This is a genomic window from Streptomyces sp. NPDC058092 (assembly GCF_042884935.1).
GTDB lineage: Bacteria > Actinomycetota > Actinomycetes > Streptomycetales > Streptomycetaceae > Streptomyces.
Genome location: NZ_JBHVSY010000009.1, coordinates 42421 through 69354 on the forward strand (window position 1 = coordinate 42421; position 26934 = coordinate 69354).

The 26934-nt window shown below is 72.5% G+C and carries 20 protein-coding genes, 1 pseudogene and 1 riboswitch; of the genes and pseudogenes, 16 read left to right on the forward strand and 5 right to left on the reverse strand.

The features are described 5' to 3' along the window. Positions 1-215 precede the first annotated feature (215 nt). Positions 216-1814 (reverse strand): ABC-F family ATP-binding cassette domain-containing protein, encoded by a 1599-nt coding sequence (locus ACFVV1_RS16850; protein ID WP_389989965.1) that lies wholly within the window; start codon positions 1812-1814, stop codon positions 216-218. A gap of 280 nt (positions 1815-2094) precedes the next feature. On the opposite strand from ACFVV1_RS16850, the gene ACFVV1_RS16855 reads away from it, so the two are divergent. After that, a complete protein-coding gene (locus tag ACFVV1_RS16855) occupies positions 2095-2508 on the forward strand; it encodes a VOC family protein (protein ID WP_389989966.1) in 414 nt (137 codons plus the stop codon). 109 nt (positions 2509-2617) lie between these two features. Here the strand turns inward: ACFVV1_RS16855 and ACFVV1_RS16860 are convergent, their stop codons facing one another. The 3 genes from ACFVV1_RS16860 to ACFVV1_RS16870 form a co-directional block, all read right to left on the reverse strand. Beyond that, a complete protein-coding gene (locus ACFVV1_RS16860; RefSeq protein WP_389990174.1) occupies positions 2618-3928 on the reverse strand; it encodes a hypothetical protein in 1311 nt (436 codons plus the stop codon). A 184-nt stretch (positions 3929-4112) separates the two neighbouring features. After that, positions 4113-5240 carry an alpha/beta hydrolase gene (locus tag ACFVV1_RS16865; RefSeq protein WP_389989967.1) on the reverse strand — a complete coding sequence of 376 codons (1128 nt, stop codon included), beginning with the start codon at positions 5238-5240 and terminating at the stop codon, positions 4113-4115. Between the two features lie 90 nt (positions 5241-5330). After that, entirely contained in the window at positions 5331-5990 is a 660-nt protein-coding gene (locus ACFVV1_RS16870) for a class II aldolase/adducin family protein (protein ID WP_389989968.1), read from the reverse strand. 299 nt (positions 5991-6289) lie between these two features. Here ACFVV1_RS16870 and ACFVV1_RS16875 point away from each other — a divergent pair, with 299 nt between their 5' ends. The 9 genes from ACFVV1_RS16875 (at position 6290) to cobI (ending at position 19416) form a co-directional block, all read left to right on the forward strand. Further along, on the forward strand, positions 6290-7555 hold the full coding sequence (locus ACFVV1_RS16875; protein WP_389989969.1) for an anion permease: 1266 nt from the start codon (positions 6290-6292) through the stop codon (positions 7553-7555). Positions 7556-7631: 76 nt separating this feature from the next. Continuing rightward, the gene (locus ACFVV1_RS16880) at positions 7632-7862 is read left to right on the forward strand and encodes a hypothetical protein (RefSeq protein ID WP_389989970.1); all 231 of its coding nucleotides are present in this window, start codon (positions 7632-7634) and stop codon (positions 7860-7862) included. Between the two features lie 171 nt (positions 7863-8033). Beyond that, positions 8034-8165, forward strand: a riboswitch (cobalamin riboswitch). 144 nt (positions 8166-8309) lie between these two features. Next, a complete protein-coding gene (locus tag ACFVV1_RS16885; protein ID WP_389989971.1) occupies positions 8310-9338 on the forward strand; it encodes a cobalamin biosynthesis protein in 1029 nt (342 codons plus the stop codon). Further along, positions 9335-10852 (forward strand): cobyric acid synthase, encoded by a 1518-nt coding sequence (locus ACFVV1_RS16890; RefSeq protein ID WP_389989972.1) that lies wholly within the window; start codon positions 9335-9337, stop codon positions 10850-10852. The genes ACFVV1_RS16885 and ACFVV1_RS16890 overlap by 4 nt, the downstream gene beginning before the upstream one ends. Then, positions 10849-14511 carry a cobaltochelatase subunit CobN gene (gene cobN, locus ACFVV1_RS16895; RefSeq protein ID WP_389989973.1) on the forward strand — a complete coding sequence of 1221 codons (3663 nt, stop codon included), beginning with the start codon at positions 10849-10851 and terminating at the stop codon, positions 14509-14511. The genes ACFVV1_RS16890 and cobN overlap by 4 nt, the downstream gene beginning before the upstream one ends. Before the next feature lie 169 nt (positions 14512-14680). Continuing rightward, complete coding sequence (locus ACFVV1_RS16900; protein ID WP_389989974.1) at positions 14681-16699, forward strand: putative cobaltochelatase; 2019 nt, start codon at positions 14681-14683, stop codon at positions 16697-16699. Next, the gene (cobO, locus tag ACFVV1_RS16905; protein WP_389989975.1) at positions 16699-17298 is read left to right on the forward strand and encodes a cob(I)yrinic acid a,c-diamide adenosyltransferase; all 600 of its coding nucleotides are present in this window, start codon (positions 16699-16701) and stop codon (positions 17296-17298) included. The genes ACFVV1_RS16900 and cobO overlap by 1 nt, the downstream gene beginning before the upstream one ends. A 10-nt stretch (positions 17299-17308) precedes the next feature. Further along, positions 17309-18673 (forward strand): cobyrinate a,c-diamide synthase, encoded by a 1365-nt coding sequence (locus tag ACFVV1_RS16910; protein WP_389989976.1) that lies wholly within the window; start codon positions 17309-17311, stop codon positions 18671-18673. Further along, complete coding sequence (gene cobI / locus ACFVV1_RS16915) at positions 18670-19416, forward strand: precorrin-2 C(20)-methyltransferase (protein WP_383067861.1); 747 nt, start codon at positions 18670-18672, stop codon at positions 19414-19416. Before ACFVV1_RS16910 ends, cobI begins: the two co-directional genes overlap by 4 nt. 23 nt (positions 19417-19439) lie before the next feature. Here cobI and ACFVV1_RS16920 read toward each other — a convergent pair whose 3' ends face one another. Further along, positions 19440-20162 (reverse strand): ZIP family metal transporter, encoded by a 723-nt coding sequence (locus ACFVV1_RS16920; RefSeq protein WP_389989977.1) that lies wholly within the window; start codon positions 20160-20162, stop codon positions 19440-19442. 106 nt (positions 20163-20268) lie between these two features. Between ACFVV1_RS16920 and cobM the strand changes: the two genes are divergently transcribed. The 6 genes and pseudogenes from cobM to cobC all read left to right on the forward strand — a co-directional run. Then, on the forward strand, positions 20269-21117 hold the full coding sequence (gene cobM, locus ACFVV1_RS16925) for a precorrin-4 C(11)-methyltransferase (RefSeq protein WP_389989978.1): 849 nt from the start codon (positions 20269-20271) through the stop codon (positions 21115-21117). After that, positions 21114-22403: a precorrin-6y C5,15-methyltransferase (decarboxylating) subunit CbiE gene (cbiE, locus tag ACFVV1_RS16930; RefSeq protein WP_389989979.1), complete on the forward strand. Its 1290-nt coding sequence runs from the start codon at positions 21114-21116 to the stop codon at positions 22401-22403. The genes cobM and cbiE overlap by 4 nt, the downstream gene beginning before the upstream one ends. Beyond that, positions 22400-24319: a precorrin-3B C(17)-methyltransferase gene (gene cobJ, locus ACFVV1_RS16935; RefSeq protein ID WP_389989980.1), complete on the forward strand. Its 1920-nt coding sequence runs from the start codon at positions 22400-22402 to the stop codon at positions 24317-24319. The genes cbiE and cobJ overlap by 4 nt, the downstream gene beginning before the upstream one ends. Beyond that, a complete protein-coding gene (locus ACFVV1_RS16940; RefSeq protein ID WP_389989981.1) occupies positions 24316-24924 on the forward strand; it encodes a precorrin-8X methylmutase in 609 nt (202 codons plus the stop codon). Before cobJ ends, ACFVV1_RS16940 begins: the two co-directional genes overlap by 4 nt. Next, complete coding sequence (locus ACFVV1_RS16945; RefSeq protein ID WP_389989982.1) at positions 24921-25832, forward strand: sirohydrochlorin chelatase; 912 nt, start codon at positions 24921-24923, stop codon at positions 25830-25832. Before ACFVV1_RS16940 ends, ACFVV1_RS16945 begins: the two co-directional genes overlap by 4 nt. Then, positions 25762-26910: pseudogene (gene cobC, locus ACFVV1_RS16950) on the forward strand (Rv2231c family pyridoxal phosphate-dependent protein CobC); the annotation flags it as partial. The gene ACFVV1_RS16945 and the pseudogene cobC, both read left to right, overlap by 71 nt. Positions 26911-26934 lie beyond the last annotated feature (24 nt).

A 26934-nucleotide genomic window follows, 5' to 3' on the forward strand; every position in this document is an offset into this window, starting at 1 on the left:
ATCCCTCATTCCGCGGGGCTTCGGGGGCGGGTGGGGACAGCCTCGGGATGAACCTCCAGGTCAGGGCCACACGGGGAATGCGGCCCCTCATGGGTGCGCCCGGCAGGTACCTGCCGGGCGCCGCGCCGAGGTACGAGACGTACTCACGCAGATGATGGATCACGCATGGGCCGAATGATCCATACGGAGTGGATCAGACGGTGACCGGGCCGGGATCAGGCCAGCGCGACCAAATCCCGGTAGTCCGCGCCCCACAGGTCCTCGACACCGTCGGGCAGCAGGATGATGCGCTCCGGCTGGAGGGCCTCGACCGCCCCCTCGTCGTGCGTGACGAGGACGACAGCACCCTTGTACGTGCGCAGCGCGCCGAGGATCTCCTCGCGGCTCGCCGGGTCGAGGTTGTTCGTCGGCTCGTCCAGGAGCAGCACATTGGCGGAGGAGACCACGAGGGTCGCGAGCGCGAGACGGGTCTTCTCGCCGCCGGAGAGCACCCCCGCGGGCTTGTCGACGTCGTCGCCGGAGAAGAGGAACGAGCCCAGCGTCTTGCGGACCTCGACGAGATCGAGGTCGGGCGCCGCGGAGCGCATGTTCTCCAGGACGGTGCGGTCCGGGTCGAGGGTCTCGTGCTCCTGGGCGTAGTAGCCGAGCTTGAGTCCGTGGCCCTCGATGACCTGGCCGGTGTCGGGCTTCTCGGCGCCGCCGAGGAGCCGCAGCAGGGTGGTCTTGCCCGCGCCGTTGAGGCCGAGGATGACGACCCGGGAGCCCTTGTCGATGGCGAGGTCCACATCGGTGAAGATTTCGAGGGAGCCGTACGACTTGGACAGGCCCTCCGCCATCAGGGGGGTCTTGCCGCACGACGCGGGCTCGGGGAAGCGGAGCTTGGCGACCTTGTCGGAGACCCGGACGGCCTCCAGACCGGAGAGCAGCCGCTCGGCGCGCTTGGCCATGTTCTGCGCGGCGACGGTCTTGGTGGCCTTGGCGCGCATCTTGTCGGCCTGCGAGTTGAGGGCCGCGGCCTTCTTCTCGGCGTTCTGCCGCTCGCGCTTGCGGCGCTTCTCGTCGGCCTCGCGCTGCTGCTGGTAGAGCTTCCAGCCCATGTTGTAGACGTCGATCTGCGAGCGGTTGGCGTCGAGGTAGAAGACCTTGTTGACGACCGTCTCGACGAGCTCGACATCGTGGGAGATCACGATGAAGCCGCCGCGGTAGGTCCTGAGGTAGTCGCGCAGCCAGACGATCGAGTCGGCGTCGAGGTGGTTCGTCGGCTCGTCGAGCAGCAGGATGTCGGCGTCCGAGAACAGGATGCGGGCCAGCTCGACGCGGCGGCGCTGACCGCCGGAGAGCGTATGGAGCGGCTGTCCGAGCACCCGGTCGGGCAGGCTGAGCGCGGCGGCGATGGTGGCGGCCTCGGCCTCGGCGGCGTATCCGCCCTTGGTGAGGAACTCCGTCTCCAGGCGCTCGTACTTCTTCATCGCCTTCTCGCGGGTGGCGCCCTTGCCGTTCGCCATCCGCTCCTCGTTCTCCCGCATCTTGCGCAGGATCTCGTCGAGACCGCGGGCGGAGAGGATGCGGTCGCGGGCGAGTACGTCGAGGTCGCCGGTGCGCGGGTCCTGCGGGAGATAGCCGACCTCACCGGCGCGGGTGATGGTGCCGCCTACGGGGTTGCCCTCGCCGGCGAGGCACTTGGTGAGGGTGGTCTTGCCCGCTCCGTTGCGGCCGACGAGGCCGATGCGGTCGCCCTTGGCGATACGGAAGGAGGCGGACTCGATGAGGATGCGGGCGCCGGCGCGCAACTCGATGCCGGAAGCGGTGATCACGGTAAAACTCCAAGGCGGGTGGACTGCGGACGGTACGAGGGCGGAGTCGTCTCGACGCCGTCTAATGCACAAGGAGAATTGCCATACGGGTCATTCTACTGGCGGTGTGCAACTGCTTTCCCGCATGCGCTCACAGGACGTGTCCCGCACTCGCCCGGCGCCGCCGCTCCGAGCCGGGCCGGGCCGAATCGGGCCGTTGTCAGCGGCGGGTGGAAGACTGAGACGCAGATCACAGAAATCGCAGAAACGGGTCACGGGAGCACGAGAAGGGGTGAGCGTCATGGCAGGCACACCGGCCGGAGTTCCGACGATCTATCCGACGATTCTGTACGACGACGCGAAGGCCGCGATCAAGACGCTGACGGAGGGCCTCGGCTTCAAGGAGGAGGCGGTCTACGAGGGCGAGAACGGCCAGGTTCTCCATGCGGAGCTGTCCTGCGGCAACGGCAGAGTGATGCTCGGCTCCAAGGGCCGCGAGGGCGTCTTCGCCAAGGCGATGCAGGGGGCGGGCCCCGCCGGTGTCTACGTCGTGGTGGACGAGGTCGATGCGCACCACGCGCGGGCCGTGGAGCACGGGGTGGAGATCCTGATGCCGCCCACGGACCAGGACTACGGCTCGCGCGACTACATGGCGCGGGACGGGGAGGGCAATGTCTGGACCTTCGGGACGTACGCACCGGGGTCGGCGGGCTGACGGCCGGGCGGACGGTCGCGCGGACCGGCCTGCCGGGGTGGCCGGCTCACCGAAGGACGCGCGGCCGGACGGGCTCGGGGCGGGCCCGTCCGGCGTGGTCGTACGCGCGCTACGCGCCGCCCGTGTGTACCTGGAACGCGGCCCGGCGCACCGCTTTGGCCAGTGCGGGGTCCGGGTGCGCGGCGGCCAGGGCCACCAGGACCTGCACGGTGCGCGGGTGGCCGACGGCCCGTACTTCGTCCAGCAGCGCCGGCACCGTGCCCTGGACCGCCGAGTCGAGGTGGCGGACCAGCAGGCCGGTCTCGCCGTGGTCGGCGACGGCCGCCGCGGTGTCGACCCAGAGCCAGGTGGCCTCATCCCGGCTGAGGACGTCCTGGGCGTCCTCGGGGTCGGTTCCGTCGTACTCGGCCAGCCAGAGCAGCGCGTAGGGGCGCAGCGAGGGGTCGCCGGCGACGGAGCGCACCTCGGGTTCCGCCGGGGCGCCGACGACCCGGAGGGCTTCGAAGGCGAGTCCGCGCAGCAGTGCGTCCTCGCCGCGGGCCACGGCGAGGAGTTCGGCGACGGCGCTGCCGACGGGGCGGGCGGCGAGCCAGGCGCGGTATTCGCCGCGGGCCGGGCCGGGGGTGAGCCGGGCGCAGCCGAGCAGCATGTCGGCGGCGGACTGCTCGATGTTCCCGGCGGGGCTCTGGGCCGCGACGCAGATCTGTTCCAGCTTGACCCAGACCGCCCAGTTGCCGAGCGGGGTGAGGGTGGCGTGTCCGGCGCCGAGCGTGAGCGCGCCGACGGCGGCCAGTCCTTCCAGGGCCCAGTCGAGGAGAAGGGCGACCAGGGCAGCGGGGTGTGCGGCGGGGGCGGATGCGGCCGGTGCGGGCAGCGGCTGCGGTCCGTAGGGCACCTCGCAGCGCTCCTCGTGGAGTTCGGCGACGCGCTGGCCGAGCAGGTCCAGGAGGGCGGGCACGGTGACCGGGCCGGCCGAGAGCTGGAGGAGGGAGAGCACCTGGGGCACGGCCTCGACGGCCTCGGCGACCGCGGTGGACTCGATGCCCTCGGGTGCGGGGTGGACGAGCGACCAGGCGTCGAAGAGCGCCACCCAGCCGCGGAGCACGGCGGAGTCGTCGCGGTCCCAGGCGCGCAGCCGCCAGCCGGGGCGCGCGGTGCCGCCGTGCAGTTCGACGAGACCGGCCAGGCGGGCCCGGTCCCAGCCGGAACGCACCTGGGCCGGGGACAACTCCAGGGCCGTCGCGGCCCGTTCGAGAGCCTGGGCGGCCGGTGGCGGCGCGCCGGGGAACGCGCCGTCGGCTGCCCAGTGGGCGATCCGTACGGCGTCGGCGAGGACCGTCCTGGCCTGGCGGGCCAGTTCCGCCCGGGGCGGGGTGCCCTCCGGAGGGCGGGGCGCCGGCCTGGTGCGCCGGGTGGTCACCGCCTTGCGAGCGGTGGCGATGGGTCGGGGGCGGACAAGTCGCAGCCTGGAGTCGCGCGGAGTACGGGACGTCACGGGGAGCAGTCTTGCCTCTGACGGCCCGAAAGCCCAAACGGAACCCGAATTCGCGGGGGAGGGGTGTCCGGCGGGGTCCGGCACCAATCGGCCGATCCCTCTCATCAGGTCACATCAGGGGCGTGAGGAAGCGCCGCAGGGCCTCTTCGTAGTGGACCGGGTCGGCATTCCACATCGCCGCATGCGGAGCCTGCGGTACGGCACGCAGGGCGACCAGGTCCGGGCGGCGGGCGGCGAGATCGCGGGACGGTTGCCAGGGGGCCAGGGTGTCGTCCGGGCCGTGGAAGATCAGGGTCGGGACGCGCAGCGCCGATGCGAGGGAACCGTCCAGGAGCCGGGCGCCACGCAGCCCGGTCTGCCCCTGGGCGGCACGGACGGCGAGCGGCAGCAGCGCCGCCGGGACGCCGTGCGCGACGGCCAGGGCGCGCAGCGTGGTGACCCAGTCCAGGACCGGGGAGTCGAGGACGAGACCGCGGATCCGGTTGCGCAGCGCGGAGTTGACGGCCGTGTGCAGTGCCATCGAGGCGCCGGTGGACCAGCCGTGCAGGACGACCTTGTCGGCTCCGTACCGCACGGCGAAGCGGACGGCCGCGTCCAGGTCGCGCCATTCGGATTCGCCGAGGTGGGCGAGGCCGTCGGGGGACCGCGGGGCTCCGGCGTCGCCGCGGTAGGCCAGGTCGAGGACGGGCAGGCGCAGGTCGTGCAGGAACTCCATGACGTTCATGGGGTGTTCCCTGGTCGTGCCGAGTCCGTGCACGGTGATGACCCAGGTGTCGCGGGCGGCGGGCAGGAACCAGGCGGGCAGCGCGCCCAGTTCGCCGGGGATCTCGACTTCCTTGTGGTCGAGGCCGAGGGCCGAGCAGGGGTCGCCGCTGTGCAGCTGCGGGGTGATCCGGACCTTGGCGCCGGGTTCCAGGCTGCCGCGGTTGACCCGCTCCAGTCGGCGGACGACGGTGTCGGGGGCGTGATGGGCGTGTTCGATCACCGGGCCGACGACCGCGTGGACGTCGTCGCCCACCAGTCCGTACCTGCCGGGCCGCAGCGCGGCGAAGGAGCGGGTCAGGGTGATCTGCCCGGCCGCCGTGGAGTGCACGGTGAGTCTGCGGTCGGCGGGGAGCGGTCGTCCGGACGGCGCCCTGAGTGCGGCGTCGCTGGCGTACCGGCCGGCCGCGACAGCTGCCGCACCGACGCCGAGGATCGTGGTGACGGCTGCTGCCGTGACTGTTGCCGGGCGCACGGCTCCAGTGTCGGGGGGTGTGCCGCACCCTGCCAGCGGACGGGGCCGTCCGGTGTCCCGGCAGGGGGTGGCGGGACAGCCGGGAGCGGGTCAGCCCGGCTGTCCGTATCCCTTCAGGGCTTCCTGTACGTCCCGCAGCTGGGCCGGGGAGAGCAGGCTCGGCGTGTGTCCGGGTACGGAGCTCGCGGTGAGCCAGAGCCGGCAGAGCCATTCCAGCTGGGCGGTCCTGTCGTACGCCTCGTCCAGGGTGGCTCCGTAGGTGACGGTTCCGTGGTTCTGGAGCAGGCAGCCCGTACGGTCCCGCAGGGCGGCGAGCATGTTCTCGGCCAGTTCCGCGGTCCCGTAGCGCGCGTAGGCCGCGACCCGGACGGGGCCACCGAGCATGGCGGCGGCGTAGTGGACCGGGGGGACCTCGGGAACCAGGGTGGAGACGGCCGTGGCGTGCACTGCGTGGGTGTGCACGACGGCGGCCGCGTCGCTGTTCCGGTAGACCGCGAGGTGGAGCGGGAGTTCGCTGGTCGGGGCCAGTTCGCCTAGGACCCGGTTGCCTGTCAGATCGACGCCGACGACGTCCTCGGGGCCGAGCCGGTCGTACGGCACTCCGCTCGGGGTGACCAGGACCGTCCCGCCGACCCGGGCCGACACGTTGCCCGAGGTCCCGACGACGAGGCCGTCCGCCGCCGTCCTGCGGGCGGTGGCGACAACACCCTCCCAGGCCCGTTCGATCGCGTCCCGCTGCTGATCGCTCATGCGGAGATCCTGTCAGCTACGGAGGCCCGGGTCAGCCCGGAAGGCGAACAGACATGCGGTCGACCGAAGTCGTCACCATCACAAATCGGAAACGTTCGTAAATAGGGGCAATGAGGGGCCGAAACAGGCCTCGCAGGGCCCTGCGCCCGACTCGCGCCGCGCGCGCGGGACAAGCGGGGTACGAAAAGAGCGACCCGACTCCGTTTGCAGTCACCGTGACGCCCTGTTCAGTTCATCTTCTGTTCACTCAGATTGCCTACGGTCCACGTGCCAATGACGTCGAACGATTGCCTGGGTAAATGGAACACATCACGCTGCTCCTCGCGATTGTGATCGTGACAGCTCTAGTGTTCGATTTCACGAACGGTTTCCATGACACCGCCAACGCGATGGCGACGACCATCTCGACCGGCGCACTCAGACCGAAGACAGCGGTGGCCATGTCCGCCGTTCTCAACCTCGTCGGCGCGTTCCTGTCCGTGGAGGTCGCCAAGACGATCTCCGGCGGGATCGTCAACGAGAGCGGGCTGCGAACAGAAGTCATCTTCGCGGCACTCGTCGGCGCCATCCTGTGGAATCTGCTGACCTGGCTGGTCGGGCTGCCGTCCAGCTCCTCGCACGCCCTGTTCGGCGGCCTGATCGGCGCGGCGGTGATGTCGGCGGGCTGGTCGTCGGTCAACGGCGGCACCGTCGTCACCAAGGTGCTGCTCCCCGCGGTCGCCGCCCCGGTCGTCGCCGGTCTGGCCGCGCTGCTGGCCACCAGGCTGACGTACCGGATCGGCGGGAAGATCCGTAACGACGCCCAGGAGAAGGCCACCGCCAAGGGCTACCGCGCCGGTCAGATCGCCTCGGCCGGACTCGTCTCCCTCGCCCACGGCACCAACGACGCGCAGAAGACCATGGGCATCATCACCCTGGCGCTGGTCACCGGTGGCGTCCTGCACCCCGGCTCCAACCCGCCGGTCTGGGTGATCGTCTCCGCCGGTCTGGCCATCGCGCTCGGCACCTATCTGGGCGGCTGGCGCATCATCCGCACCATGGGCAGCGGCCTCACCGACCTCAAGCCGCCGCAGGGCTTCGCCGCCCAGACCAGTGCGGCCACGGTCATCCTGGCCTCCTCGCACCTCGGCTTCTCCCTCTCCACCACCCAGTCCTGCTCCGGCGCCGTGATGGGCGCGGGCCTCGGCCGCCAGGGCGGCGTGGTCCGCTGGTCCACCGCCACCCGGATGTTCGTCGCCTGGGGTCTGACCCTGCCGGCCGCGGGTCTGGTCGGCGCGGGCGCGGAATTCCTCACCAAGCAGGGCACCTGGGGGGTCGTGGTCGTCGCGGCGCTGCTGGTCGCGGGCTCCGGGGCGATCTGGATGCTGTCGCGCCGCAAGCCGGTCGGCCACGGCGATGTCGCACCGGCGGACGGCGTCGCCGAGCCCGCGGGCGTCGTCACCACGGCCATCGCCGCCGTCAGCCCGCCGCTCACCGCGGCCCAGGCAGCGGCACAGGACCTCAAGACCACCATTCCGGCCCCGGCCGGAGCCACCCCGGACCCGGCGCGACCCGCCACCGTCTAGGCCGACCGTCCAGGCCGGTCCGCCCGGGCCCGCCGTCCGGGCCCATCGTCCAGGCCCGCCGTCTTAAGGATTCAGCATGAAAATCGACTGGGCAGCCCTCGGCACCGTCTTCGGCGTCTCCCTCGTCGCCACCGTCGCGCTGGTCGGCCTCTTCACCCTGGGCATCGTCGGCCTCTCCAAGCAGCCCGAACCGGCCACGCAGGGCGGCTCCGGCGGCTCACTGCTGCTGGCCCGCACCGGCGCGTACGTCTGCTTCGCGCTGTGCGCGGCGGCGGTCGCGTACGGGATCTATCTGATCGTCGCCTGAGCCCCGCCCCGCGCACTCCCTCTTCGGGCCGGACACACGACGTGTGTCCGGCCCGAAGTGCTGCGCCGGGCCCGGTGTGGGCCTCAGCACACTGCGCCGTCGCAGGTCAACGGCAAGTTGACGGGCGTTCGCGGAGCGTGGTGGACTGCCGGAGCCAATTACGGCGACAGCAGAGGAAGCCGGTGCGAATCCGGCGCGGTCCCGCCACTGTCACCGGGGAGCAGTCCCCCACACCGGAAGTCACGGCACGCGCGAGCGGGCTGGAAGGCCGGGGGAACTGCGGATCCGGGAGCCAGGAGACTCTCGTCGCCGGTCACGTCGAACCAGGGCGCGGACCCTGAGTGAGGACATATCGCCATGCCTGGCTGCCGTGCGTCCGTTGCTGTGGCGCTCTCGTCGAGAGCCGCCTGTACGAACCTCCTTCGAGGCGTGACGGCCGGTTGAGCCGTGCGTGCCGACCGCATCTTCGCGTACGGCGCCACAGCCGGTCTGATCGGCGATCTGCTGCTCGGTGACCCCCGCAGGGGGCATCCGGTCGCCGCCTTCGGGCGGGCCGCGGCGGGCGTCGAGCGCCGGCTGTGGCGCGACCACCGCGGGTGGGGCGCGCTGCACACCCTTGTCTGCGCCGGAGGCGCCGCGGGTGGTGCCGCGCTGATCACCCGTGCCGTACGTGGCCACCCCGCCGTCTCCGTCGCGTTGACCGCGGCCGCCACCTGGTCCGTCGTCGGCGGTACCTCCCTGGGGCGTGAGGCCCGGACCATCGGCGACGCCCTGGCCGCCGGTGACATCGACCGCGCCCGCGAGCGGCTGCCGCATCTGTGCGGGCGCGATCCGCACTCCCTCGACGGGCCGCAGATCGCCCGCGCCGTGGTGGAGTCCGTGGCCGAGAACACCTCGGACGCCGTGGTCGGCGCCCTGGTGTGGGGTGCGCTGGCCGGTGTCCCCGGGCTCGTCGGCTTCCGGGCCGCGAACACGCTCGACGCCATGGTCGGCCACAAGTCGCCCCGCCACCGGCGCTACGGCTGGGCCTCGGCCCGCCTCGACGACCTCGCGGGCTGGCCCGGTGCCCGGCTCACCGCCCTGCTCGCCGTGGCCTCCGGGGGGCGGCCACGTGGAGCGGTACGGGCGTGGCGGGCCGACGCGGCCAAGCACCCGAGCCCCAACGCGGGCCCGGTGGAAGCCTCGTTCGCGGGTGCGCTCGGCGTACGGCTCGGCGGGACGCTCGCGTACGGCGGCCGCGTCGAGCACCGTCCCGTCCTCAACGGGGAGACGGGCCGGGCGGTGGAGACCCAGGACATCGAACGCGCGGTACGGCTGTCGCGCCGGGTGAGCGCGCTGGCCCTCGGCGTGTGCGTGGCGGGCCGGCTGGGCGTGGCCCTCGCCGCCCGGCGGATCGCGGAACGCCCGAAGGCAGGACGTTCGATCGCAGGACATTCGATGGCAGGACGTTCGATCGCAGGACGGAGACGGACATGAGCGGCGGACTGCTGGTCGCCGGAACCACCTCGGACGCGGGCAAGAGCGTCGTCACCGCGGGCATCTGCCGCTGGCTCGTACGCCGAGGCGTGAAGGTGGCGCCCTTCAAGGCGCAGAACATGTCGCTGAACTCGTTCGTCACCCGCGAGGGTGCCGAGATCGGCCGCGCCCAGGCCATGCAGGCCCAGGCCGCCCGGGTCGAGCCGACCGCGCTGATGAACCCGGTCCTGCTCAAGCCCGGCGGCGACCGCTCCAGCCAGGTCGTCCTGATGGGCAGACCGGTGGGCGAGATGAGCGCGCGCGGCTACCACGGGGGCCGGCAGGAAGCGCTTCTCTCCACGGTCGTGGACTGTCTGGAGCAGCTTCGGGGCACGTATGACGCAGTGATCTGCGAGGGGGCGGGCAGTCCGGCCGAGATCAATCTACGGCGCACGGACATCGTGAACATGGGCATCGCACGGGCGGCGCGCTTCCCGGTGGTGGTCGTCGGTGACATCGACCGCGGCGGCGTCTTCGCCTCGTTCTTCGGTACGACGGCGCTGCTCGACGCCGAGGACCAGTCGCTGATCGCCGGCTACCTCGTCAACAAGTTCCGCGGCGACGTCTCGCTGCTGGAGCCCGGCCTGGAGATGCTGCGCGACATCACCGGGCGGCAGACGTACGGGGTGCTGCCCTTCACCCACGGCCTGGGCATCGACGAAGAGGACGGTCTGAGGGTCTCGCTGCGCGGAGCCGTACGCGAATCGGTCGTCGCGCCGCCGCTCGGCGACGACGTGCTGCGCGTCGCAGTGTGCGCCGTACCCCTGATGTCGAACTTCACCGATGTGGACGCACTGGCCGCCGAACCGGGCGTCGTCGTCCGGTTCGTGGACCGCGCCGAGGAGCTGGCCGACGCCGACCTCGTCATCGTGCCGGGCACCCGCGGCACCGTGAACGCGCTGGCCTGGCTGCGCGAGCGCGGCCTCGCCGACGCCCTGGTGCGGCGTGCCGCCGAGGACCGGCCGGTCCTCGGCATCTGCGGCGGCTTCCAGATCCTCGGTGAACACATCGAGGACGACGTCGAGTCGAGGGCCGGGCACATCGACGGCCTCGGCCTGCTGCCCGTACGCATCCGCTTCAACCGCGAGAAGACCCTCGCCCGCCCCGTCGGCGAGGCGCTCGGCGCATCTGTCGAGGGGTACGAGATCCACCACGGCGTCGCCGATGTACGCGGCGGCGAACCGTTCCTGGACGGCTGCCGGGTCGGCGCCGTGTGGGGCACCCACTGGCACGGCTCGCTGGAGAGCGACGAATTCCGCCGCCGCTACCTGGCCGAGGTCGCGCGGGCCGCCGGCCGGCGCTTCGTCCCCGCCCCCGACACCTGCTTCGCCGAACTGCGCGAGGAACAACTCGACCGCCTCGGCGACCTCATCGAAGAACACGCGGACACCGACGCGCTGCTGCGGCTCATCGAGTCGGGCGCACCGTCCGGACTTCCCTTCATCGCCCCCGGAGCACCTGGAGCACGCGCATGAACGCCTCTACGAGCACCGTGCTGTTGTTGTCGACCGCCGACACGGACCTCCTCGCCGCCCGCGGCTCCGGCGCGCCGTACCGGATCGGCAACCCCACCCGCATCGACGCCCGCGAGGAACTTCCCGCACTGATCGAGGGCTCCTCCGTCGCCGTCGTCCGTCTCCTCGGCGGCAAGCGCGCCTGGGAGGACGGGCTGGCCGTCCTCAAGGCGTCCGGCATCCCGACCGTGCTGCTGGGCGGCGAGGCCGTGCCGGACGCGGAGCTGATGGCCGAGTCGTCCGTACCGGCCGGTGTGGTCGCGGAGGCGCTGCGCTACCTCGTGGAGGGCGGCCCCGGAAACCTCGTGGAGCTGGCCCGCTTCCTGTCCGACACCGTTCTGCTGACCGGTCACGGCTTCGCCGAGCCGCAGCAGATGCCCGAGTGGGGCCTGCACGGCGGACGCGCGTTCGTCGAGGGCCGCCCGACCGTCGGGGTGCTCTTCTACCGGGCGCACCAGCTGTCCGGGAACACCTCGTTCGTGGACGTCCTGTGCGACGCGGTCGAGGCGCGCGGCGCCAACGCCCTGCCCGTGTACTGCGGTTCGCTGCGCGGCGCGGACGCCGGTCTCTACGAGCTGCTCGGCAGGGCGGACGCCCTGGTCGCCACGGTCCTCGCGGCGGGCGGCACCCGCGCGTCGGACGCCTCCGCCGGGGGCGACGACGAGGCCTGGGACATCGGCGCGCTCGCCGATCTCAACGTCCCCGTGCTGCAGGGCCTGTGCCTGACCTCCTCGCGCGCCGCGTGGGACGCCTCCGACGCCGCGCTCTCCCCCATGGATGCCGCGATGCAGGTCGCGATCCCCGAATTCGACGGCCGTCTGATCACCGTCCCGTTCTCCTTCAAGGAGCAGGGCCCGGACGACGTGCCCGTCTACCGCGCCGACCCCGAACGCGCCGCGCGCGTCGCCGGAATCGCGGTGCGCCACGCCGTCCTCAAGCACAAGTCGAACGCCGAGAAGAAGCTCGCCCTCGTCTTCACCGCCTACCCGACCAAGCACTCCCGCGTCGGCAACGCCGTCGGCCTGGACACGCCCGCGTCGGCGGTGCGGGTCCTGGACGCCCTGCGCGACGCCGGTTACAGGGTCGACGGGCACCCCGACAACGGCGACGAGCTGATCCACCGCCTCATCAACGCCGGTGGCCACGACGTCGAGTGGCTGACCGAGGAGCAGCTCGCGGCTGCCCCCGCACGCGTCCCGCTCGCCGACTACCGGGCCTGGTTCGACAAGCTGGAACCGGAGCTGCACGACTCGATGCTGGAGCACTGGGGCGAGCCGCCGGGCTCGCTGTACGTGGACGGGGACGACATCGTCCTCGCCTCGCTGCAGTTCGGGAATGTGGTGGTGCTGATCCAGCCGCCGCGCGGCTTCGGCGAGAACCCGATCGCGATCTACCACGACCCGGACATGCCGCCGTCGCATCACTACATGGCGACGTACCGCTGGCTGGAGAACTCCTTCGGTGCGGATGCCGTCGTCCACATGGGCAAGCACGGCACGATGGAGTGGCTGCCGGGCAAGGGCCTCGGCCTGTCCGCCGGGTGCGGCCCCGATGCCGTGCTCGGCGAACTGCCGCTGATCTACCCGTTCATCGTCAACGACCCGGGCGAGGGCACCCAGGCCAAGCGGCGTGGGCACGCCACCGTGGTGGACCATCTGGTGCCGCCGATGGCGCGTGCCGACACCTATGGCGACCTGGCCAAGCTGGAGCAGCTGCTCGACGAGTACGCGCTGGTCAGCGATCTCGACCCGACGAAGGCGCCGTCGGTGCGGGCGCAGATCTGGACGCTGGTGAAGGCCGCCGAGCTGCACCACGACCTCCATGTCGACGAGCAGCCCGGCGACGACGACTTCGACTCGTTCGTCATGCACATCGACGGCTACCTCTGCGAGATCAAGGACGTCCAGATCCGCGACGGCCTGCACATCCTGGGCGGCGGTCCCGTCGACGAGGCGCGGGTCAACCTGGTGCTGGCCGTGCTGCGCGCCTCCCAGGTGTGGGGCGGCACGGCGAACGCGCTGCCGGGGCTGCGGGCCTCGATCGCCGAGCACTTCGGGCTCAGCGAGAAGGAGTTGCTGGCCGAGCCGGGCGCCGCGGTGAAGGTGCCGGCCGAGCTGACCGAACTGGTCGACGGACCGGCGCGCACCGGTGCGGACGCGATCGATCTGCTGGAGCAGCTGTGCCGCCGGCTCGCGGAGGGCATGGAGGAGCGCGGCTGGGACCTCGCGACCGTGGCGGGGCTGGTACGGGACGTTCTCGGCTTCGAACTCCCGGACGCCGTGGCCGTGCTGGGCTTCGCGTGCGAGGAGGTCGTGCCGCGGCTGGCCCGGACGACGGACGAGATCGACCACATTCTGCGGGCGCTGGACGGCGGCTTCGTACCGGCCGGCCCGTCGGGTTCGCCCACCCGCGGTCTGGTCAATGTGCTGCCGACCGGGCGCAACTTCTACTCGGTGGACCCGAAGGCGATTCCGTCCCGGCTGTCGTGGGAGGTCGGCCAGTCCCTCGCGGACTCGCTGATCGCCCGGTACCTCGCCGACACGGGCGACTACCCGAAGTCGGTCGGCCTGACCGTGTGGGGCACCTCGGCCATGCGCACGCAGGGCGACGACATCGCGGAGATCCTGGCGCTGCTCGGCTGCCGTCCTGTGTGGGACGACGCGTCGCGGCGGGTGACCGGGTTCGAGGTCGTGCCGGTGAGCGAGCTGGGCCGGCCGCGCATCGATGTGACGGTGCGGATCTCCGGGTTCTTCCGGGACGCGTTCCCGCATGTGGTGGGGCTGATCGACGACGCGGTACGGGCGGTGGCGGAGCTGGACGAGCCGGCCGAGGCCAACTACGTACGGGCGCACGCCGACGAGGACACGGCGGTCCACGGCGACCGGCGTCGGGCCACGGCACGCGTCTTCGGCTCGAAGCCGGGGGCGTACGGTGCGGGGCTGCTGCCGCTGATCGACGCGCGGAACTGGCGGTCGGACGCGGACCTGGCCGAGGTGTACGCGGTGTGGGGCGGTTACGCGTACGGGCGCGGGCTCGACGGGCGGGCGGCGCGCGGGGACATGGAGACGGCGTTCCGGCGGATCGCGGTGGCGGCGAAGAACGTGGATACGAGAGAGCACGACATCCACGATGCCGACGACTATTTCCAGTACCACGGCGGGATGGTCGCCATGGTGCGGCATCTGACCGGCGAATCGCCCGAGGCGTACGTCGGCGACAGCGCCACGCCGGACCAGGTGAAGACGCGGACGCTGGGCGAGGAGACGCACCGGGTGTTCCGGGCGCGCGTGGTGAACCCGCGGTGGATGGCGGCGATGCGACGGCATGGCTACAAGGGCGCCTTCGAGATGGCCGCGACCGTGGACTACCTCTTCGGGTACGACGCGACGGCGGGGGTCGTGGACGACTGGATGTACGAGAAGTTGTCGGCGGAGTACGTGTTCGACCCGGAGAACCGGGAGTTCATGCAGAAGTCCAACCCCTGGGCGCTGCGCGGGATTTCGGAGCGGTTGCTGGAGGCGGCGGAGCGGGGGCTGTGGGCGGAGCCGGACCAGGAGACCCTGGACCGGCTCCGGCAGACCTACCTCGAGCTCGAGGGTGATCTGGAGGGAGAGGAGTGATCTCCCATGAAATCCCCGCGGCGGCGGGGAGCACGACGGCGAACTGCGTCCGCAATTGCTGGACCGCGGACCATCCCCACTGGGGCGGGGACCAGGCTTCCACCATGGCGAACTCACAGCCTATGCCCGCAACGCGCTGCCATGAATCAGCCGAAGGAGTGATCACCGCATGAGCACGCCCTATCCCTTCACTGCCATCGTCGGACAGGACGATCTGCGGTTGGCACTGCTGCTCAACGCAGTGTCACCGCAGGTGGGCGGCGTTCTTGTGCGGGGTGAGAAAGGGACCGCCAAGAGCACCGCCGTACGCGCCCTTTCGGCGCTCATGCCAGAGGTGGACGTCGTCCCCGGGTGCCGCTTCTCGTGCGACCCGGCCGGACCCGACCCGGCGTGCCCGGACGGGCCGCACGAGCCGGGGCCGGGCACGCTGCGCCGCGCCCGTATGGTCGAGTTGCCCGTGGGTGCCTCGGAGGACCGGCTCGTCGGCGCGCTCGACATCGAGCGAGCACTCGCCGAAGGGGTGAAGTCCTTCGAACCGGGCCTCCTCGCCGATTCGCACCGCGGAATCCTCTACGTCGACGAAGTCAATCTGCTGCACGACCATTTGGTCGACCTCCTGTTGGACGCCGCCGCGATGGGTGCCTCGTATGTCGAGCGCGAAGGGGTCTCCGTACGGCACGCGGCTCGATTCCTCCTGGTCGGGACCATGAACCCAGAGGAGGGGGAGCTCAGGCCTCAGCTCCTCGATCGTTTCGGGCTGACCGTGGAGGTCGCGGCCTCACGGCAACCGGAACAGCGAGTGGAGGTCGTACGACGACGGCTCGGGTACGACGACGATCCCGACGGTTTCGCCACGCGGTGGGCGGACGAGGAGGACGCCGTACGCCAACGGATCATGGCGGCACGGGCGTTGCTGCCGTCGGTGCGGCTCGGGGATGGGGCGTTGCGGCAGATCGCGGCCACCTGTGCGGCTTTCGAGGTCGACGGGATGCGGGCCGACATCGTGATGGCGCGTACAGCGACCACACTCGCCGCGTGGGCCGGGCGGACCGACGTGCTCGCCGAGGATGTGCGGCAGGCCGCCCTGCTCGCGCTCCCCCACCGGCGTCGGCGCAATCCCTTCGACGCGCCGGGCCTGGACGAGAACAAGCTCGACGACACGCTGGAGCAGAACAGCGGCGAGGACGACGATCCGGACCCGGACGGCCCCGGTGGCGGCGGCCGGCCCCCGCAGGGCGACGGGCCCGACACACCGCCGCAGCCCGAGGGCGGAGCCGACGACACGCCCGCGCAGTCCGTGCCCGAGCAGGGCAAGGAGCAGGGACAGGGGCAGTCATCCGGGGGCGGCGAGCAACAGCCCGTACGCGCCGCCGAGCCGTTCCGTACGAAGATGCTGAGCGTGCCGGGTCTGGGCGAGGGCGCGGCGGGGCGGCGGTCCCGGGCGCGTACCGAGCACGGGCGTACGACCGGTGCGCGGCGCCCGCAGGGCGCCCTGACCAAACTGCATCTGGCCGCGACCGTGCAGGCCGCTGCCCCGCATCAGCGGGCGCGGGGGCGGACGGGGCGGGGACTGGTGGTCCGGCGGGACGATCTGCGGCAGGCGACCCGGGAGGGACGGGAGGGAAACCTCGTTCTCTTCGTGGTGGATGCGTCCGGATCGATGGCTGCCCGGCAGCGTATGAGTGCCGTGAAGGGTGCGGTCCTTTCGCTGCTGCTGGATGCGTATCAGCGGCGGGACAAGGTCGGGCTGATCACCTTCCGGGGCAAGGACGCCGAGGTGGTGCTGCCGCCGACCTCGTCGGTGGACGCCGCGGCGGCACGGCTGGAGATGCTGCCGACCGGTGGGCGTACCCCCGTCGCGGCGGGGCTGTTGAAGGCCCATGACGTGCTGCGGGTGGAGCGGCTGCGTGATCCGTCGCGGCGGCCGTTGCTGGTCGTGGTGACCGACGGGCGGGCGACCGGGGGGCCCGAGCCGGTGGCGCTGGCGGCGCGGGCGGCGCGGCTGCACGAGGTCGAGGGCACCGCGTCCGTCGTCGTGGACTGCGAGTCGGGGCCCGTACGGCTCGGTCTCGCGGGAAGCCTCGCGCGCGATCTGGGCGGCACCGCCGTCACGCTCGACGAGCTGCGGGCCGAGTCGATCGCCGGGCTCGTCAAGGACGTTCAGGGAACCAGCAGGAGGGCCGCGTAATGCCGCAGGGACAGCCGACCACCGTGCCGGACGACGGGCTCACCACCCGTCAGCGCCGCAACCGCCCGCTGCTGGTGGTGCACACCGGCATCGGGAAGGGGAAGTCGACGGCGGCCTTCGGGCTCGCGCTGCGCGCCTGGAATCAGGGGTGGCCGATCGGGGTCTTCCAGTTCGTCAAGTCGGCGAAGTGGAAGGTCGGCGAGGAGAACGCCCTGAAGGTCCTCGGAGCCAGTGGCGAGGGCGGGTCCGTCGCCTGGCACAAGATGGGCGAGGGCTGGTCGTGGGTGCAGCGCGACAAGCAGCTGAACAACGAGGAGGCGGCGCGCGAGGGCTGGGAGCAGGTCAAGCGCGACCTGGCCGCCGAGACGTACCGGCTGTACGTCCTCGACGAGTTCGCGTACCCGATGCACTGGGGCTGGGTCGACACCGACGAGGTGATCGAGGTGCTGCGGAGCCGTCCCGGTACGCAGCATGTGGTCATCACCGGGCGCAACGCGCCTCAGGAACTGGTGGAGGCCGCCGACCTGGTGACCGACATGTCGAAGGTCAAGCACCCGATGGACGCCGGTCAGAAGGGTCAGCGGGGCATCGAATGGTGAGGGGTCCGCGGTGAACGTTCCGCGTCTGGTGATCGCCGCGCCCTCGTCGGGGAGCGGCAAGACGACCGTGGCCACGGGGCTGATGGCGGCCTTCGCGGGCCGGGGACTTGCCGTGTCCGCGCACAAGGTCGGGCCCGACTACATCGACCCCGGCTATCACACACTGGCCACGGGGCGGCCGGGGCGCAATCTCGACGCGTACATGTGCGGTCCTGAGCTGGTCGCTCCGCTGTTCGCGCATGGGGCGCGCGACTGCGATCTGGCGGTCGTCGAGGGCGTGATGGGGCTGTACGACGGGGCGTCGGGGCAGGGCGAGCTGGCGTCGACCGCTCAGGTCGCGAAGCTGCTGCGGGCGCCTGTGGTGCTGGTGGTCGACGCGTCGTCGCAGTCGCGGTCCGTGGCCGCGCTGGTGCACGGCTTCGCCTCGTGGGATCCGCAGGTGCGGATCGGTGGCGTGATTCTGAACAAGGTCGGCTCCCAGCGGCACGAGGTGCTGTTGCGCGAGGCGTTGGACGAGTCGGGTGTGCCGGTGCTGGGGGTGTTGCGGCGGGCCGAACAGGTGGCTGTGCCGGCGCGGCATCTGGGGTTGGTGCCGGTGGCCGAGCGGCGGGGCGATGCGGTGGGCGCTGTCGCGGCGATGGCTGATCGGGTGCGGGCGGGGTGTGACCTGGATGCGGTCATGGCGCTGGCGCGGTCTGCGCCCGCGGTGCCGGGTGAGGCGTGGGATGCGGTGGAGGCGGTGGGCGCAGGCGGGGCGGGGAAGCCGGACCTGGGCTCCGGGGTGGTCGCCGTCGCGTCCGGGGCCGCGTTCACGTTCTCCTACGCCGAGCAGACCGAGTTGCTCGCCGCCGCCGGGGCCGAGGTCGTGCCGTTCGATCCGTTGCGGGACGAGGTGCTGCCCGAAGGGACTCGGGGGCTCGTCATCGGGGGCGGGTTCCCGGAGGTGTACGCCCCCGAGTTGTCGGCCAACGAGCCGTTGCGCAAGGCGGTCGCGGAGCTGGCGGCCTCCGGGGCTCCGGTGGCCGCCGAGTGTGCGGGGCTGCTCTATCTGGCGCGTTCGCTCGACGGGCTGCCGATGTGCGGGGTCCTCGATGCCGAGGGGCTGATGTCCGAGCGGCTGACGCTCGGCTACCGGGAGGCCGTGGCGGTCTCCGACAGTGTGCTGGCTGCGCCCGGGACGCGGGTGCGCGGGCACGAGTTCCACCGGACCGTGCTGGAGCCGGGCGCCGGGGCCGAACCGGCGTGGGGTCTGCATCAGCCGGAGCGTCGCGTGGAGGGGTTCGTACAGCAGGGCGTGCACGCGAGTTATCTGCATACGCATGGGGCTTCGGCACCCGGTATGGCCCGCCGATTCGTTGAGAGGTGCAAGGGATGAACCACGATCACGGTACGAGCAGGCTGGTCGGCGTCGGTGTCGGGCCCGGTGACCCGGAGCTGGTGACCGTCAAGGGTGTGAACGCGCTGCGTGGTGCCGCGGTCGTCGTCGTACCGGTGATGGACACCGGTGAGCGGGGGCGGGCCGAGGCGACCGTGCTGCATTACGTGGCGGCCGACAAGGTCGTACGGGTGGTGTTCGCGCTCAATGAGCGGACCGACCGGGCGCGCCGGGAGGCGGCGTGGGACGCGGCGGGTGAGCGGGTCGCGGAGCTGCTGCGTACGCATGGTTCGGTGGCGTTCGCGACGATCGGCGACCCCAATGTGTACTCGACGTTCACGTATCTCGCGCACACGATAGGTGAGCTGCTGCCGGGTACGGCCGTGGAGACCGTGCCGGGGATCACGGCCATGCAGGATCTGGCCGCCCGCAGCGGTGCGGTGCTGACGGAGGGCACGGAGCCCTTGACACTGGTGCCGGTGACCGCCGGGGCCGCGGTGCTGAAGGAGGCTCTGGAAGGTCCCGGGACGGTCGTCGCGTACAAGTTCGGGCGGCTGGCCGCGGAGGTGGCCACGGCGCTGCGGGAGACGGGGCGTACCGAGGACGCGGTGTGGGGTTCGGCGCTCGGGCTGCCCGAGGAGTCGATCCGGCCGGCGGCGGAGCTGGCCGAGGGGCCGTTGCCGTATCTGTCGACGCTGATCGCGCCCGCTCCGCGCGACGGCGGGCGGGGCGGGAAATTGTGAGGCGCCCGGGTGCGGCCCGGTGGTCAGTCCGCGATGCCCACCACCAGCCAGATGAAGCCCACCCCGGCCACCGTGCACAGCAGCGTGGAGCGGGCCGGGTGTTCGTGGTGTGCCTCGGGCAGGATCTCGGCGGCGGCGAGGTAGAGCAGTGCGCCGCCGAAGAAGCCGAGATAGCAGCCGAGCGGTTCCTCCGGAAGGGTGAACAGCAGCGTCGTCGCCGCGCCCACGAGCGGTGCCAGGGCGTCCGCGAACAGCATGAGCAGGGCCTTGCGGCGGGCGTTCCCGTAGAGGCTGGTGATCGTGTAGGTGTTGAAGCCGTCGGCGAAGTCGTGCGTGATGACGGCGAGGGCGACGGCGGCTCCCATGCCGGCGCCCACCTGGAAGGCCGCGCCGAGCGCGACGCCGTCCATCAGGCTGTGGCCGACCATCGCGGCCGCTGCCGTGAGTCCGACCTGCGGCACCCGCTCCTCGCCCGCGCCGTGTGCCGCTTGGCGTACGGCGAGCAGACGCTCCACCAGGTGCGCGACGAGGAAGCCGCCCACGAAGAGCAGCAGGGCGGCGGGGACGCCGAAGACGGGGTCGCCCGCGGCGTCGACCGCTTCCGGCAGCAGGTCCAGTCCGACCACGCCGAGCATCAGTCCGCCGGCGAAGCCGAGCACCAGGTGGCGGCGGTCGGTGACGCGTTGGGCGACCCAGCCGCCGGCCAGGGTCATCAGGAACGCGCCGAGCGCCACGAACACCGCCATGCGCTCTTGCTAGCCGATTGACCCCGGTGCGCGCATCTCACCGCGCCCTGCCGTCCGTCCCACCCTTCTGTCCAGTTTTCCCGTTTTCCCGAAAGGACCCCGTCCCATGTCCGAAGCAGTCGACGCAGCCGGCCCGGTCGCCGCGCCCACCCACGGCAGAGTGACGTTCGTCGGTGCCGGCCCCGGCGCCGCCGATCTGCTGACCTTCCGGGCGGCGCGGGCCATCGCGGATGCCGACATCGTCATCTGGGCGGCGAGCCTGGTGCAGGCGGAGGTCCTGGAGCACGCCCGGGAGGGCGCGGAGATCCTCGACTCGGCGCAGATGTCGCTGGAGCAGGTCGTCGCCGTGTACGAACGTGCGGCGGCCGAGGGGCTGAAGGTGGCGCGTATCCACTCCGGCGACCCGGCGCTGTGGGGCGGCACGCAGGAGCAGGTCGACCGGTGTGCCGGGCTGGGGGTGGCGGTCGAGATCGTGCCGGGGGTGTCGTCCTTCTCGGCGGTCGCGGCGATCGCTCAGCGGGAGCTGACGATTCCGGAGGTCGCGCAGTCCGTGATCCTGACGCGTCTCGGTGGCGGCAAGACGCCGATGCCGCCGGGCGAGGAGGTACGGGAGTTCGCGCGTCACGGCACGACGATGGCGCTGTTCCTGTCGGCGGCCCGGTCCGGACAGCTCACCCAGGAACTGTTGGAGGGCGGCTATCCGACGTCGACGCCGGTCGTGATCGCGTACCAGGCGACCTGGCCGGAGGAGCTGATCCTGCACTGCACGATCGGGACCCTGGAGGAGACGGTCAAGGAGCACAAGCTCTGGAAGCACACCCTCTTCCTGGTCGGTCCGGCGCTGTCGGCGTCGGGAACGCGTTCGCACCTCTACCACCCGGGGCACTTCCACGGCTTCCGCAAGGCCGACAAGGCGGCGCGGGCCGAGCTGCGCGCCCAGCGGTCCGGCTCGTGACCGGGGACTTCGGTACGGGTACCGCCGTGCGGATCCGGGTCTTCGGTACGGGGACGGGCGAGCCGCTCGGCCGCGAGGCCCGGGAGGCGCTGGCCGCGGCCACGCTGGTGGTCGGCGCCCGGCGCCATCTGGAAGCCGCGGGGCTGCCGGAGCGGGTGCGGCGCGTCGTGCTCGGTCCGCTGGCGCCCGCGCTCGACCGGATCGCGGAGCGCGCGCCCGAGGCCGGTGAGCGGGTGGTCGTGCTGGCCTCCGGCGACCCCGGGTTCTTCGGGATCGTACGGGCGCTGACGGAGCGTTTCGGGCCGGATGCGCTCGATGTGCGGCCGGGTGCGCCGTCCGTCGCGGTCGCGTTCGCCCGGCTCGGGCTGGCGTGGGACGACGCGGTCGTGGTCAGCGCGCACGGCCGCGAGCCGAGGACCGCCGTGAACGTGTGTCTGGCGCATCCGAAGGTGGCCGTCCTGACCGGGCCCGGCGCCGGGCCCGCGGAGCTGGCGGCCGGTCTGGTGCACGGAGCCGGGGGACGCACCCTGGTCGTCGCGACGGCGCTCGGCGATCCGGAGCGGGAGCGCGTCGAGCGGCTGACTCCCGCCGAGGCGCTGGCCCGTGACTGGCCGGATCCGGTGAGTGTGGTGCTGTGCCTGGACGAGTCCCGGGTGCTCTCCCCCGTACGGACCGTCGCGGGAGCGTCCGCCGGGCCGGGGCAATGGGCCCTGGACGAGGCGGAGTTCGAGCACCGCGACTCGATGATCACCAAGTTCGAGGTGCGGGCACTGGCGCTGGCCCGGCTGGGGCCGCGCACCGGTGACCTGGTGTGGGACATCGGCGCGGGTTCGGGTTCGGTGGCGGTGGAGTGCGCGCGGCTCGGCGCGGCGGTCGTCGCCGTGGAGAAGACCCCGGACGGGGTCGGGCGGATCAGGGCGAACGCGGCGGCGCACGGGGTGTACGTCCGTGCGGTGCACGGCTCGGCGCCCGCCGTGCTCGACGGTCTGGGCGAGCCGGACGCGGTATTCATCGGGGGCGGCGGACGTGAGCTGCCCGCCATCGTGACGGCGTGCGCCCGGCGTGCGCGGCGCTCGGTGGTGGTGGCGCTGGCGGCGCTGGACCGGGCGCCGCAGGTGCGGGCGGCGCTGGCCGGTGCCGGGCTCGTGCCCGACGGCGTGCTGCTGCAGTCCTCCCGGCTGCGGCCGCTGCCGGGCGAGGTGACGCGGCTCGCCGCGGCCAACCCGGTCTTTCTGCTGTGGGGCACCCGCCCCGCGGTTCGTGCAAGTGAAGGAGCAACCCAGTGATCGGCCTGATCTCCGCCACGGCGGCGGGCACCGTCGCCCGCGACCGGCTGGCCGCGGCGTGGCCCGGCCGCACCGCGGTCTACGAGGGACCGGTGCGCGAGGCCGTGCAGCGGGCGTTCGCCGAGTGCGAGCAGCTGGTGTGTTTCCTGGCGACGGGGGCCGTGGTGCGGCTGCTCGCGCCGCTGCTGTCGGACAAGTCCTCGGACCCGGGTGTCGTCTGCGTCGACGAGGCGGGCCGCCATGCGGTGGCACTGCTCGGCGGGCACGGTGGCGGGGCGAACGCGCTGGCGGAGGCGGTCGGTGAGGTGCTGGGCGCGGCACCGGTCGTGACGACGGCGACGGACGCGACGGGGGTGTTGGGGCTGGACATGCTGGGCCTGCCCGTGGAGGGGGACGTGGCGGGCGTGTCGCGCGCGATGCTGGACGGGGCTCCGGTGGAGCTGCGCGCGGACGCGGTGCGGCCGTTGCCGCCGCTGCCGCCGAACGTGTCCCCCGGTGCCGGGGGCCGGGCGGTGCTGCATGTCACCGACCGGATCGTCGAACCCGGTTCCCTGGCCGCCGTGTTGCGGCCCGCGTCGCTCGCCGTCGGGATCGGTGCGTCCAAGGGCGCACCGGTCGAGGAGGTCGTCGGGCTGATCCGCGACACCCTGGACGAGGCCGGGCTCTCGCCGCTGAGCATCGCGGAGCTGGTGACGGTCGACGCGAAGGCGGCCGAGCCGGGCATCGTCGCGGCGGCCGCGCGGTTCGGCGTACCGCTGCGGACGTACGCCGCCGAGGAGCTGGCCCGTATCGAGGTGCCCAACCCGTCGGGCGCGCCGCTCGCCGCCGTCGGCACGCCGTCCGTGGCGGAGGCCGCCGCACTCGCCGCCGGGGGCGAACTCCTCGTGCCGAAGCGGAAGTCGAGGGGGTGGCCGGCCGGGCAGGCCGGACCAGGGAGCGGGGTCCGGGGTGTGCAGCTGCAAGGCGGAGGAGGGAGTCGACGCGGAGCGGATGGGGCCTCTCCCTGGTCGAGCGAAGCCGAGACCTTGGGGAAGACCGACGACAACGCCGCAGATGCGCGCCCCGGGGCACGCGAGCCCGGCCTGTCCGGCTGGCCACCCCCTGGGCCTGAAGGGCGGGCCGCGATGGCGACGTGCGCGGTGGTGCGCCGCAGGCCGCGCGGGCGGCTGGCCGTCGTCGGTCTCGGGCCGGGTGCGCGTGATCTGCTGACGCCGCGGGCCCGCGAGGAGCTGCGGCGGGCCTCGGTGCTGGTCGGGCTCGATCAGTACGTGGACCAGATCAGGGACCTGCTGCGGCCCGGCACCACCGTCCTGGAGTCGGGGCTCGGCGCCGAGGAGGCGCGGGCCCGCACCGCGGTCGCGGAGGCGCGCAAGGGGCATGCGGTGGCGCTGATCGGCAGCGGTGACGCGGGCGTGTACGCGATGGCGTCGCCCGCGCTCGCCGAGGCCGGCGCAGATATCGACGTGGTGGGCGTGCCGGGTGTGACGGCCGCGCTGGCGGCTGCCTCGCTCCTGGGCGCCCCGCTGGGCCACGACCACGTGTCGATCAGCCTCTCCGATCTGCACACGCCGTGGGAGGTCATCGAGCGCCGGGTCCGGGCCGCGGCCGAGGCCGACCTCGTCGTGACGTTCTACAACCCGCGCAGCCGGGGCCGCGACTGGCAGCTCCCGAAGGCCCTGTCGATCCTGTCCGAGCACCGGGAACCGGCGACTCCGGTCGGTGTCGTACGCAACGCCTCGCGCCCGGACGAGAGCAGCCGGGTGACCTCGCTGGCCGCTCTGGACCCGGCGGCGGTGGACATGATGACGGTCGTGACGGTCGGCAACACGGCCACCCGGGAGATCGCGGGCCGCATGGTGACACCGCGCGGCTACCGCTGGCAGTCGGCCACCACGGCGCGGGAAGGAGCGAAGTGAACCGGCCCTGGGAGCGGACCGTCCACCCCATCGAGCAGGAGTCGTACCGGCGGCTGCGCGCCCGGCTGGACACCTCGCACTTCGCACCGCTGACCCGGGCCGTCGTGGAGCGGGTCGTCCACTCCGCGGCGGATCCGGCGTACGCGACCGATCTGGTCTGCGACGAGGCGTCGCTCGTCGTCGCGCACGCGGCGCTGCACGCCGGTGCGCCGGTCGTCACCGATGTGGAGATGGTCGCGGCGGGCATCACCCGCCGCGAGACCGTGTGCCGGCTGAAGGAGGCCCGGTCGGGCCCCGGGCTGACCCGTTCGGCCCATGCGATCCGGCTCGCGTACGAGCAGGTCGGGTCCGGCGCGATCTGGGTGATCGGCAACGCGCCGACCGCGCTGGAGGAGTTGCTCGTCCTCGATGCCGCGCCCGCGCTCGTCATCGGGCTGCCGGTCGGTTTCGTCGGCGCGACCGAGTCGAAGGCGGCGCTGCGCGAGAGCGGTCTGCCCGCCGTGAGCAATGTGTCCGAGAAGGGCGGCTCGGCCGTCGCGGCCGCCGCCCTCAACGCCCTGCTGTACCACCCCGTACCCCCCACGACCACCGAGGAGAACCTGTGACCACCCCGGCCACCCAGCCCGCACTGCTCATCGCCGGCCACGGCACCAGGGACGAGGGCGGGGCCGCTGCGTTCCGTGACTTCGTGACGGAACTGGGCGAGCGCCACCCCGAACTGCCCGTCGCGGGCGGCTTCATCGAGCTGTCCCCGCCGCCCCTCGGTGACGCCGTGACCGAGCTCGTGGAGCGCGGTGTCCGGCGTTTCGCCGCCGTGCCGCTGATGCTGGTGTCGGCCGGGCACGCCAAGGGGGACATTCCGGCGGCGCTGACCCGTGAGAAGGAGCGCCACCCCGGCATCTCGTACACCTACGGCCGTCCGCTCGGCCCGCACCCGGCGCTGCTGAACGTGCTGGAGCGCCGGGTCGACGAGGTGCTGGGCGACACCGACCGGTCCGAGGTGACGGTGCTGCTGGTGGGGCGGGGTTCGACCGACCCGGACGCCAACGCCGAGGTGTACAAGGCGGCGCGGCTGTTCTGGGAGGGCCGGGGTTACGCGGGGGTGGAGACGGCGTTCGTGTCGCTCGCGGCGCCGAACGTACCGTCCGGTCTCGACCGTTGCGTGAAGCTGGGTGCCGGGCGCATAGTCGTTCTGCCGTACTTCCTCTTCACCGGCATCCTGCCGGACCGGGTGCGTCATCAGACCGAGGAGTGGGCCGCCGCCCACCCGGAGCTCGATGTCCGCCCGGCCGAGGTCATCGGTGGTGCCGAGGAACTGTACGACCTGGTCATGGAGCGCTACCGGGAGGCCGTCGAGGGCGATCTGCGGATGAACTGCGACTCATGCGTGTACCGAATCGCGCTGCCGGGCTTCGAGGACAAGGTGGGGCTGCCGCAGCAGCCGCACTTCCACCCCGACGACGACGGCCACCATCACCACCACCCTCATGGCGGTCATGCACACTCCCATTGAAAGCCCCGACGCGGCAGGCGCGGGCACGCACGATCTGCGGCACCACGGTGACGCGGAAGTACGGGGACGGGGCCGGGATCTGACCGATCTCGCCGTCAACGTACGGACGGGTACGCCCCCGGCCTGGCTGCGGACGCGGATCGCCGCGTCGCTGGGCTCGCTCGCCGCCTATCCGGACGGCCGTCCGGCGCGGGCGGCGGTCGCGGTCCGGCACGGGCTGCCGGTGGAGCGGGTGCTGCTGACGGCGGGTGCGGCGGAGGCGTTCGTACTGATCGCACGGGCGCTGCCGGCCTGCCGTCCGGTCGTCGTCCATCCGCAGTTCACCGAGCCGGAGGCGGCGCTGCGCGCGGCCGGGCACGAGGTGCGGCGGGTGCTGCTGCGGGCCGAGGACGGTTTCCGGCTGGACCCGGCGGCCGTGCCCGAGGACGCGGATCTGGTGGTGGTCGGCAATCCGACCAACCCCACGTCGGTCCTGCATCCGGCGGCCGTGCTGGAGAAACTGGCGCGTCCCGGGCGGACGTTGGTGGTCGACGAGGCGTTCATGGACGCGGTGCCGGGCGAGCGCGAGGCGCTGTGCGGGCGTACGGACGTCCCGGGGCTCGTGGTGCTGCGCAGCCTCACCAAGACCTGGGGGCTCGCGGGGCTGCGGATCGGCTACGTGCTGGCCGCCCCGGAGACGATCCGCGCGCTGGAGAGGGCGCAGCCGCTGTGGCCGGTGTCGTCCCCGGCGCTGGCGGCGGCCGAGGCGTGCACGGAGCCGCGGGCCCTGGGCGAGGCGGCGGCCGCGGCGGAGCGGATCGCGGTGGACCGGAACCATCTGGTCGCGGGGCTGCGGGAGTTCACCGAGGTGCGGGTGACGGAGCCGGCCGAGGGGCCGTTCGTCCTGGTGCGACTGGAGGGGGCCGCCGAGGTACGGGAGCGGTTGCGGGCGCTGGGGTTCGCGGCACGGCGTGGAGATACGTTTCCGGGGCTGGGCCCGCAGTGGCTGCGGCTGGCGGTACGCGACCGGGCGACGACGAACCGCTTCCTTCAGGCACTCGACCAGGCGCTGCAGACGCTGACCGCGGTCATACGCTGACCGGTCGGCCCACGGGGAGCGGCG